Source organism: Streptomyces sp. NPDC002133 (genome assembly GCF_040296405.1).
Classification (GTDB): Bacteria; Actinomycetota; Actinomycetes; order Streptomycetales; family Streptomycetaceae; genus Streptomyces.
Genome location: NZ_JBEOXF010000115.1, coordinates 1 through 9,168, shown reverse-complemented (window position 1 = coordinate 9,168; position 9,168 = coordinate 1). Strand labels below are relative to the sequence as shown.

Sequence of the window (9,168 nt, the reverse complement as noted above, 5' to 3'; positions counted from 1 at the left end):
GAACCGCGGTCCACGTCTGCCGTCGGTGCCACACGACCTCGGGGTCGTGCGGGATGTCATACCGGGGTAGGACATCCCGCACGACCCCGAGGTATGACGCCGCACGGCCAGCCGGCTGCCTAGGCTGAACCGGCCATGAGTACCGCGTCCCCGCCCCCCGACACCCCCCGCCGGACACGTCCCCCCGCCGGGAACGGCCGGGTGCGGTCCTTCCTGCGGAACGCCGCGCGTTCGGACCGCGCGCGCCACGCCCGCGCCTCCGCGCAGGGCTCCCTGCGATCGCTCGGCACCGCCCTCTCCACGCCCACGTCCCCGTCCATGCCGCTGCTCGGACAGGCTTCCTCACGGTGGCAGCGGTGGATGCCGTACGCGGTCGCGGTCGCCTTCGTCGCCACGCTGCTGCCGGTCACGATCAGCGTGCTCACCCAGGACTACAGGGTGAACGGGGCCCTCGCGGGGGCGCTGGCCACGGCACAGACGGCCCCGCTGCTGCTCGCCGTGGTCCGTCCCCTGCAGGCGTGGTGGATCGTCTTCGCCGCCGATGCGCTGGGAGCCGTCGCCCTGCTGGGAGCGGACGGCACAGCGGGCAGGAGCTGGCCTTGGACGCCGATGATCGTCGTCGGCTACCTGGCGCTGATGCCGGCTCTCGGCCTGCGTGAGCCGCGCCGCACCCTGGTGGCAGTCTGGCTGGTGACCGGTGCGACCGGGTTCGCCTTCGAGCTGGTCTCGCAGAAGCACAGCGACGGCATCCATGTGCTGCTGTTCGTGCTCAGCGGCGTCGTCCTGCTGATCGCCCACATTCTGCGGACACGTGGCGACGTCCAGCGGAAGCTGGCCGAGCAGGAGACCATCAGCGAGGCCGAGCGGGCGCAGCGCACGCTGCTGGAGGAGCGGGCGCGTATCGCCCGCGAGTTGCACGATGTCGTGGCCCACCACATGTCGGTGATCACGGTGCAGGCGGACTCGGCGCCGTACCGGATCAGCGGGCTGCCGGACGCCGCCCAGGAGGAGTTCGCCACGATCGCCTCCAGCGCGCGGGAGTCGCTCGCCGAGATGCGCCGGCTGCTGGCGGTGCTGCGCAGCGACGGTTCGGAGGGAGAGCGGGCGCCGCAGCCGGGGCTCGGGCGGGTGCAGCAGCTGGTCGAGGCGACGGTACGGGCAGGGGTGCCGGCCGAGCTGTCGCTCCCGGCCGAGTTGGGCGACGCACCGCAGGCCGTGGACCTGTCCGCGTACCGCATCGTGCAGGAGGCGCTCGCGAACGTGGTGCGGCACGCCCCGGGCGCGCCGACGCGCGTGTCGGTGACCGCGAACGACGGGTGTCTGACGGTGCTGGTGGTCAACGGCCCCGCTGCCGAACCCGTTTCCGCGCTGGAGACCACCGGCACCGGGCACGGGCTGGTCGGGATGCGCGAGCGCGTACGGTTGACAGGCGGCAGCCTGGACACCGGTCCGCTGCCGGACGGCGGCTTCCGGGTCGCCGCGCGCATGCCCCTGACGCCCGCGGCACCCGCGGCACCCACGGCGCCCGTGACGGACTCCGGCACGACCCGGAAGGACCCCCGTTGACCATTCGCGTGATCATCGTCGACGACCAGGCCATGGTGCGCGCGGGTTTCGCCGCGCTGCTGTCCGCACAGGCGGACATCGACGTCGTCGGCGAGGCTCCGGACGGCCGGCAGGGGGTGGAGACGGCCCGTTCCACGCACCCGGACGTGGTCCTGATGGACGTACGGATGCCGGAACTCGACGGACTGGCGGCGGCCCGCGAGATCCTGGCGCCACCGCCGGGGGTCGTCCACGTACCGAAGGTGCTGATGCTGACCACCTTCGACGTCGACGACTACGTGTACGAGGCGCTGCGCGCCGGCGCCTCCGGCTTCCTGCTGAAGGACGCCCCGCCCGCCGACCTGATCTCGGCGGTGCGGATCGTGGCGGCGGGCGAGGCGCTGCTCGCCCCCTCCGTCACTCGGCGGCTGATCGCCGATCTCGTCACCAGGCGCCCGGCCCGGCGCAAGGACCGGGCCTCGCTGCGCCTCAACGGCCTCACCCCGCGCGAGACCGAGGTCCTGGAGCTGATCGCCCGCGGGCTGTCCAACCAGGAGATCGCCGCCCGGCTGGTCGTCGCCGAGCAGACGGTGAAGACCCACATCGGCCGGGTCCTGGCCAAGCTCGACCTGCGCGACCGCGCACAGGCGGTGATCTTCGCGTACGAGTCCGGCCTGGTGACGCCGGGAGACCAGTAGTACCCGGGTATCACCCGGGAGTTGGCTCCCTGGTGTGACGCTCCCTCAGGCACCGTCTTCCTACCTTCCTCCCCGCCACGCAGTCGGAGAAGGAAGAGGGGATCATGCGACGGTTCAGGAGGACTCTGGTCGCCGCGGTGCTCGCGACGACCGTCGTCGCGGGGACGGCCGGGTGGGCCTCGGGGACCGCCCAGACGCCCGTCACCGGGCCGCCACCGGGCACCGCCGAGTGGCGGGCGGACCGCTCGCTCGGGCGGGAGCTGCCCGACCCGGCGAGTGCGTCGCCGGGTGACGTCGCCGCATTCTTCGCCTCGCTGACGGCGACTCAGCAGCGCGCGCTGGTCGCACGCCACCCTCTCGTCGCCGGCAATCTCGACGGCGTCCCGGTCGCCCTGCGGTACGAGGCCAACGCCCGCACCCTGCGGAGCGACGCGGACGGCCGGCAGATCCTCGCGTACGACCCGCGCGGGCGCGGCCAGCTCGTCGAGGTGTACGGGGACCTCGACCGTGCCCGCCGTGTCGCCGTGATCGTGCCGGGCTCGGACATCGACGCGAGGACCTTCGACCGTACGAGCGCGATGGCACGCTCGCTGTACGAGGCGACCGACGGCGCCACGGCCGTGATCGCCTGGGCCGGCTACACCACGCCCGTCGGTCTCGGGCTCGACGCCGCCACCGGTGGGCTTGCGGAGGCGGGCGCCGAGCGGCTGGTCCGGTTCACCGACGGGCTCACCGCGACCGGCGCCGCGAAGGCCGCACTGTTCTGCCACAGTTACGGCTCCGTCGTGTGCGGGCTCGCCGCGCACGAGGCCGACGCGTCGGACATCGTCGCGTTCGGCTCCCCCGGGATGCGCGCGGACGACGTCGCGGACCTGCGCACGAATGCCCGGGTGTGGGCCGCCAAGGCGCCGGCCGACTGGATCTCCAAGGTCCCGAACGTCGAGTTCGCGGGCCTCGGCCACGGAAACGACCCTGCCGCGCCGGAGTTCGGCGCCCGGCGCGTACCCGCCGCCGACGCCGAGGGCCACACCGGATACCTCGCGCCCGGGACCTCGACGCTCCGTGCCTTCGCCGCCATTGCCCGGGGTGAGGCCCGATGAGCACGCTCGCACCCCTCTCACTCCTCGCACCGCTCGTCGCGAGGATCGAGTCCTCGACCCCCGCCCACCGCGACCGTGCGATCGACGGGCTGCGCGCCCTCGCGCTGCTCGCCGTGCCGACCGGGCACTGGATGCTCGGCGGCTTCACGCTCGACGCGGACGGCGCGATCCACAACGCCAGCCCGCTGTCCGCCCACGGCTCCTTCGCGCCCGTCAGCTGGGTGCTCCAGATGCTGGGGATCTTCTTCCTGGTGGGCGGCTACGCCTCCGTACTGTCGTACTGCCGCAGGTCCGGCGGCACCGCGCAGTGGCTGGGTGGCCGCGTCGCCCGGCTGGGGCGGCCGGTGCTCGGGGTGACGGCGGTGTGGGCCGGGCTGATCGCGGTGCTGTCGGCAGCGGGGGTGCCGTCCGACAGCCTGCACACCGCCTCGACCCTCGTCGTCCAGCCGCTGTGGTTCGTGGGTGTGTACGTCGTCGTCACCGCCCTCACACCGGTGTGCGTGCGGGCGGCTCGGAGCCTGGGCGGGTGGGCCGCGGCGCCGCTGCTGCTGTCCGTCGCCGTCGTCGACTTCCTGCGGTACGGGCCGTACGCGGAGGGCATGCCGTCCTGGCTGAGCGTGCTGAACATCCTTCCGGGCTGGCTCTTCGCGTACCAACTCGGCGTCTCCTGGGGCGAGAAGCGCATCGGGAGACGGGGCGCGGTGCTGCTGCTGGCGGGCGGGGCGGTGCTGTTCGCGGCGCTGCTCGTCCTCTTCCACTACCCCGCGTCGATGGTCGGCGTGCCCGGTGAGGCCCGCACCAACTCCCACCCGCCGTCGCTGCTGGTCCTCGCCCTCGCCGCGGTGCAGAGCGGTGCGGCGATGCTGCTGCGCGAACGGCTGGGGCGGGTGCTGGCGCGGCCCGCACTGTGGGCGCCGGTCGTCGTCGTCAACCTTTCGGCGATGACGATCCTGTGCTGGCACCAGACGGCGATGCTCGCGGCGGCGGTCCCGGCGTCGTACGCGGGCGCGGTGCCGGGCCTGACGACCGCGCCCGACACGGTGGTGTGGGTCCTGGCCCGACTGGCCTGGCTGCCGCTGTTCGCGGCGCTGCTGGTGCTCATCGGGCGGTACACACGGTGTTTCGAGGCCCCCTGGACACGGGCGACCACTGCCCGCCGCGCGGTGGCGGGCGTGCTCTCCGCGGGGTTCCTGGCCTTCGCGCTGGGCCTCGCGTGAGTGTCCGGAGCACCCCGCGCACCGCGACGGGCCCGTGTGTCCGTCCTTCCTCGAACGCCGGACGGGCTGGGGACGACCGGGGATGTCGGGCACCTGTCGGCTGCCGTCCCGGGCCCCGCGGGACCGGCCCCGCAGCGGCCGACGGCGAAACCAGCCGCCGAAAGCGGCGTGCGGCTCACCGCCGGCCCCGAGGAGCCAAGCCTCGAGCGGTGTCGGCCGGCACCGTGTGGGGGCGAAGGCCGGGGCGGAAGCGGAGGCGTCGCGGGCGGGGAGCTACTCGCGGGCCGTCGCAGTCGAGGACATGTCCAGGTAGCGGTGTCCCACCACCTGCCCCGCGATCGGCTCGAGCAGGGCCAGCTCCGCCTCGGTCAGCGTGATGCGGGTCGCGGCCATGTTCTCCTCGAGGCGGCTGCGCTTGCGCGTGCCCGGGACAGGGACGACCGTCACGCCGTGGACCTGGGCCCGCTGCTGGACCCATGCGAGCGCGATCTGTGCCGCCGTGGCCCCGTGTGCCGCCGCGATCTTCTTCACGGGCTCGAGGAGCGCCGCGTTCGCCACCGCCGCGTCCCCGACCATGCGCGGCTGGTAGCGGCGGAAGTCGCCCTCCGCCAGCTCCTTGCCCGCGTCCGCGAACGCCCCGGTCAGGAAGCCCCGGCCCAGCGGTGAGTACGGCACCACACCGACGCCCAGCTCCGCCGCCGCCCCCACCGCGCTCCGCTCCACGTCGCGGCTGAAGAGCGACCACTCGGACTGCAGGGCGGCGATCGGGTGCACGGCGTGCGCCTCGCGCAGCTCCGCGCCGGTGACCTCGCTCAGCCCGAGGTGCCTGACCTTGCCCGCCGCGACGAGCTCGGCCATCGCGCCGACCGAGTCGGCGAGCGGCACCTCGGGATCGCGCCGGTGCATGTAGTAGAGGTCGACGACGTCGACGCCGAGTCTGCGCAGACTGCCCTCGACCGCCTCGCGGATGTACGCGGGGTCGTTGCGTATGCCCCGGTACTGCGGATCGTCCGTCCGTACGATCGAGAACTTCGTGGCGAGCGTGATCTCGTCCCGGTGGGCGGTCACGAAGGGCCGCAGGAACTCCTCGTTCGCGCCCCGCCCGTACACGTCCGCCGTGTCGAAGAGCGTGACGCCCGCCTCCAGCGCCGCGTCGAGGGTGTCGCGGGCGGCGGCCTCGTCCGTGTCGCCGTAGAACTCGCTCATGCCCATGCAGCCGAGGCCCTGCATCCCGACCTCGAGGCCTGCCCCGGAGCCTTCGGCCTGGGAGGTACCCCCAGTACCGAGGCGCACCTTGTCCATCGTGCCGTTCTTCTCGCTCGTCCTGTCGCTCGTCATGGGCTCAGGCCCTCTCCGACGCCCGGTGGGCGTCCGCGTAATAGCCGATCTTGTGGTCGAGCACGGCCAGCGTGTCCTGGAGCTCCGCGATCCGCGCGTGTACGTCACGGCGCGTCGCCTCCAGCAGCTCCTGCCGCTCCTCGAAGGTGTGGTCGCCCTCGCGTACGAGCTCCGCGTACCGGACCATGTCGGCGACCGGCATCCCGGTGCGCCGCAGCTTTCCGACGAAGTTCAGCCAGTCCAGGTCACGGTTGCGGAAGCGCCGCTGGCCGGTGTGGGACCGGTCGATGTGCGGCATCAGCCCGATGCGCTCGTACCAGCGCAGCGTGTGCGCGCTGAGTCCGGTCCAGGCGACGACCTCGCTGATCGTGTAGTAGTCCTGCCCCTCGGGCCGCGGATGGGCGGGGGGCGCCGTCACACAGATGTCGGTTGTCGCGGGTGTGGTCTCCAGCACCGTCATGACCTCCACGCTAGAAGGTTGGAGTGCACTCCAGGCAAGCGAAAACCTGTCCGTGTTCCGCGGTGCGGTGGTTAGCCTCCCCCTCATGAGCCTCGCACGCCGCGCACGTCCCGACGACGCCGAAGAGCTGGTACGTCTCCGTACCGTCATGCACGAATCGATCGCACGCCTCCGCAACCCCGACACCAGCTGGCAGCCCGACGCCGTCGCGTCGCTGCGCACGTGGCTCGCGAACCCTGACGGCAACCTGACGGCCTTCGTCGTCGACCGGCCCGGCGGACTCGCCGCCTGCGCGGTGGGCACGATCGAGTACCGGCTCGGTGGCCCCGGCAACCCCACCGGCACGACCGGCTACGTCTTCAGCGTCGCAACCGACCCCGACCAGCGCCGCCGGGGCCACTCGCGCGCCTGCATGGAAGGGCTGCTCGGCTGGTTCCGGGACCGCGGCATCCGCAGGGTCGACCTGCGCGCCTCCGAGGAGGGGGAGCCCCTGTACGCGTCGCTGGGGTTCGTCAGGACCCCCGATCCGGCGATGCGGCTCACCCTTTAGGGTCGTAGGCATGCAGAGCCTGGCCTTGACCGAGAACTGGCCCGTCCCGACCGCGGCCGCCGCCGTCGTCCGTGCGGACGGCACCGTCGCCGGGGCGCACGGCCCCACCGCGCACCCCTTCCCGCTGGCCTCGGTCACCAAGCCGCTCGCCGCGTACGCCGTGCTCGTCGCGTACGAGGAGGGCGCGGTGGAGCTGGACGAGCCGGCCGGGCCCCAGGGCTCCACGGTCCGGCACCTGCTCGCGCACACCAGCGGGCTCGCGTTCGACGAGCACCGCGTGACGGCCGCGCCCGGTAAGCGCAGGCTGTACTCGAACGCCGGCTTCGAGGTGCTCGGCGACCACGTCGCGAAGGCGACCGACATCCCGTTCGCCGAGTATCTGCGGCAGGCCGTGCTGGAGCCGCTGGGCATGACGTCCACGACGCTCGACGGCTCGCCCGCGAAAGACGGTGTGTCGACGGTCGACGACCTGGTGAGGTTCGCGGCGGAGGTGCAGGCGCCGCGGCTGCTCGACGCGCGGACCGTGCTGGAGGCGATGACCGTGGTCCACCCCGGGCTGTCGGGCATCCTGCCGGGGTACGGGCACCAGAAGCCCAACGACTGGGGCCTGGGCTTCGAGATCCGCGACGGCAAGTCCCCGCACTGGACGGGGGCGACGTCCTCGCCGCACACCTTCGGGCACTTCGGCCAGTCCGGCACGTTCCTGTGGATCGACCCGGAGGCGGGGGCGGCGTGTGTGGCGCTGACCGACCGGTCCTTCGGACCGTGGGCGGTCGAGGCCTGGCCCCCGTTCACGGACGCGGTCCTGGCGGAGCTGCGAGGCTCCCGCTAGGGCTCGCCTTCCGGCCGGTCCGGACGGCACGGCCTAGGACAGCGTGGGCAGGACGGTCGGGCTCGGCCGGGGATGGACGCCGAGGTCGACGTCGGCGTCGCAGCCGGCCCGCTCCAGCGCTCCGTCCGTTCCTCTCAGGTGCACCGGGGTCAGCCCTTCGGAGTCCCGGGAGAACGCGATCGTGCAGACCAGCTGCCGTATCGCGAGGTCGTCGAGGCCGCCCAGCGCGATCGGCAGGGTGACCTCGACCCCGCCCTGCCCGGGTGGCATGGAGCGGACGTCGGGACCCCCCGGGCCCATCGCGGGCAGCCCGTCGGTGAGTCCGGCCGTGCGTTCCTTGCCCTGCGGGCCGCGGAACAACCCCGTGATCGCCGCGGCCGTCCGCTTCTCCCGGTTCGCGGGAACCGCCGTCCCGGCGCCGGAAATCCCGGAGTTCCCGGGGCCCTCCCCCTCCGGGTACCGGATCACGGGGGTCAGCTCCTTCTGCGAGGTGCGGAAGAACAGCACCAGGCCGACCTGGCTGTTCGGGAAGACCTGGATCGTGGCCGGGCCGCCGGCCTCGATGACGTCGCTCTCCTGGATGCCGCAGCCGCTGAGCGCGGCCGAGGCCAGCGCGGTCAGTGCCGCCGCGGTGACGGACAGTCGTCTCATGCCGTGGCGCCCTCCGCGTACAGGGGTATCTCCACGGTGAACACCGCTCCGCCGCCGGGGGCGTTCGCGGCGCGCACCGTGCCTCCGTGCAGCCGCACGTTCTCCTGGGTGATCGCGAGTCCGAGACCGCTGCCCGCCGAGCGGGTACGCGCGGCGTCGGCCTTGTAGAACCGGTCGAAGATGTGCGGGAGGACGTCGTCCCGGATGCCGCGGCCGCTGTCCTCGACCTCGGTGACCAGCACGTGCGCACCGTCCGCGCGCGCCTCGGTGCGCAGCCGTACGGTCACGGGCGCGCCACCGTGGCGCAGTGCGTTGCCGACGAGATTGGCGACGACGATGTCGAATCGGCGCGGGTCGAGGCGGACCCGGATGCCGGGCAGCATCAGGTCCAGCAGCACCAGATCGGGCCGGAACTCGCCGAGCGCGGCGAGCCCTGCCTCACCGGTGGCGGCGGACCGTACGTCGTGGCCCCTGCGGCGCAGGCCGAGTTCGACCCCTTCGCGTACGGACGGGTCGTCTTCGATGAGGAGCACACGGGGCATGGGTGCAGTCTCCTGGGGGTGTCAGCGCCGGGTCAGCCGCCGGCGGACGCCGGACAGCAGCGCGTCGAGTTCGGTGAGCCGCAGCGGGCGGGCGAGGAGCGCGAAGGTCAGCGCGACGACCAGCGCGCCGGCCGCCGTGGCCGCGGCGGCGTCGGGGACACCGAGGAGAAGAAGAGCCGTGACGACCTGTTGGCCGCCGAACCTTCGTCGGGAAAGGAAAAGACAAGCGCCTGGA

The 9,168-nt window shown here is 73.2% G+C and carries 10 protein-coding genes and 1 pseudogene; 6 read left to right on the top strand and 5 right to left on the bottom strand.

All coding sequences use genetic code 11. From position 1 onward, the window contains the following. The first annotated feature begins 135 nt into the window (after nt 1–135). The 4 genes from ABT078_RS41855 (at nt 136) to ABT078_RS41840 (ending at nt 4,560) form a co-directional block, all read left to right on the top strand. Complete coding sequence (locus tag ABT078_RS41855; protein WP_351237613.1) at nt 136–1,566, top strand: sensor histidine kinase; 1,431 nt, start codon at nt 136–138, stop codon at nt 1,564–1,566. Then, the gene (locus tag ABT078_RS41850; protein ID WP_351237611.1) at nt 1,563–2,243 is read left to right on the top strand and encodes a response regulator; all 681 of its coding nucleotides are present in this window, start codon (nt 1,563–1,565) and stop codon (nt 2,241–2,243) included. The genes ABT078_RS41855 and ABT078_RS41850 overlap by 4 nt, the downstream gene beginning before the upstream one ends. A gap of 104 nt (nt 2,244–2,347) precedes the next feature. Then, on the top strand, nt 2,348–3,343 hold the full coding sequence (locus ABT078_RS41845; protein ID WP_351237609.1) for an alpha/beta hydrolase: 996 nt from the start codon (nt 2,348–2,350) through the stop codon (nt 3,341–3,343). Beyond that, nucleotides 3,340–4,560 carry an acyltransferase family protein gene (locus ABT078_RS41840; RefSeq protein WP_351237607.1) on the top strand — a complete coding sequence of 407 codons (1,221 nt, stop codon included), beginning with the start codon at nt 3,340–3,342 and terminating at the stop codon, nt 4,558–4,560. Before ABT078_RS41845 ends, ABT078_RS41840 begins: the two co-directional genes overlap by 4 nt. Nucleotides 4,561–4,833: 273 nt before the next feature. On the opposite strand, the gene ABT078_RS41835 is transcribed toward ABT078_RS41840, so the two are convergent. Together ABT078_RS41835 and ABT078_RS41830 are read right to left on the bottom strand one after the other, a co-directional pair. Further along, nucleotides 4,834–5,862, bottom strand: a complete 1,029-nt coding sequence (locus ABT078_RS41835) for an aldo/keto reductase (protein ID WP_502981567.1) — start codon at nt 5,860–5,862, stop codon at nt 4,834–4,836. A 40-nt stretch (nt 5,863–5,902) separates the two neighbouring features. Next, nucleotides 5,903–6,358: a MerR family transcriptional regulator gene (locus ABT078_RS41830; RefSeq protein ID WP_351237605.1), complete on the bottom strand. Its 456-nt coding sequence runs from the start codon at nt 6,356–6,358 to the stop codon at nt 5,903–5,905. A gap of 85 nt (nt 6,359–6,443) precedes the next feature. Here ABT078_RS41830 and ABT078_RS41825 point away from each other — a divergent pair, with 85 nt between their 5' ends. Together ABT078_RS41825 and ABT078_RS41820 are read left to right on the top strand one after the other, a co-directional pair. Further along, nucleotides 6,444–6,908, top strand: coding sequence for a GNAT family N-acetyltransferase (locus ABT078_RS41825; RefSeq protein ID WP_351237603.1), 465 nt, complete (start codon nt 6,444–6,446; stop codon nt 6,906–6,908). Between the two features lie 10 nt (nt 6,909–6,918). Beyond that, nucleotides 6,919–7,740 (top strand): serine hydrolase domain-containing protein, encoded by an 822-nt coding sequence (locus ABT078_RS41820; RefSeq protein ID WP_351237601.1) that lies wholly within the window; start codon nt 6,919–6,921, stop codon nt 7,738–7,740. A gap of 33 nt (nt 7,741–7,773) precedes the next feature. Here ABT078_RS41820 and ABT078_RS41815 read toward each other — a convergent pair whose 3' ends face one another. The 3 genes and pseudogenes from ABT078_RS41815 to ABT078_RS41805 form a co-directional block, all read right to left on the bottom strand. After that, entirely contained in the window at nt 7,774–8,391 is a 618-nt protein-coding gene (locus tag ABT078_RS41815; RefSeq protein ID WP_351237599.1) for a hypothetical protein, read from the bottom strand. Beyond that, nucleotides 8,388–8,921: pseudogene (locus ABT078_RS41810) on the bottom strand (ATP-binding response regulator); the annotation flags it as partial. The pseudogene ABT078_RS41810 and the gene ABT078_RS41815, both read right to left, overlap by 4 nt. Before the next feature lie 33 nt (nt 8,922–8,954). Beyond that, nucleotides 8,955–9,168: hypothetical protein (locus tag ABT078_RS41805; RefSeq protein WP_351237595.1), on the bottom strand; the 214-nt coding region annotated here is incomplete at its 5' end.

Bases quoted from the DNA above. Each gene is read 5' to 3' on its own strand.
- ABT078_RS41820 (WP_351237601.1), top strand. From the start codon at position 6,919: ATGCAGAGCCTGGCCTTGACCGAGAACTGGCCCGTCCCGACCGCGGCC.
- ABT078_RS41845 (WP_351237609.1), top strand. From the start codon at position 2,348: ATGCGACGGTTCAGGAGGACTCTGGTCGCCGCGGTGCTCGCGACGACC.
- ABT078_RS41830 (WP_351237605.1), bottom strand. From the start codon at position 6,358: ATGACGGTGCTGGAGACCACACCCGCGACAACCGACATCTGTGTGACG.
- ABT078_RS41825 (WP_351237603.1), top strand. From the start codon at position 6,444: ATGAGCCTCGCACGCCGCGCACGTCCCGACGACGCCGAAGAGCTGGTA.
- ABT078_RS41815 (WP_351237599.1), bottom strand. From the start codon at position 8,391: ATGAGACGACTGTCCGTCACCGCGGCGGCACTGACCGCGCTGGCCTCG.
- ABT078_RS41835 (WP_502981567.1), bottom strand. From the start codon at position 5,862: ATGGACAAGGTGCGCCTCGGTACTGGGGGTACCTCCCAGGCCGAAGGC.
- ABT078_RS41855 (WP_351237613.1), top strand. From the start codon at position 136: ATGAGTACCGCGTCCCCGCCCCCCGACACCCCCCGCCGGACACGTCCC.
- ABT078_RS41840 (WP_351237607.1), top strand. From the start codon at position 3,340: ATGAGCACGCTCGCACCCCTCTCACTCCTCGCACCGCTCGTCGCGAGG.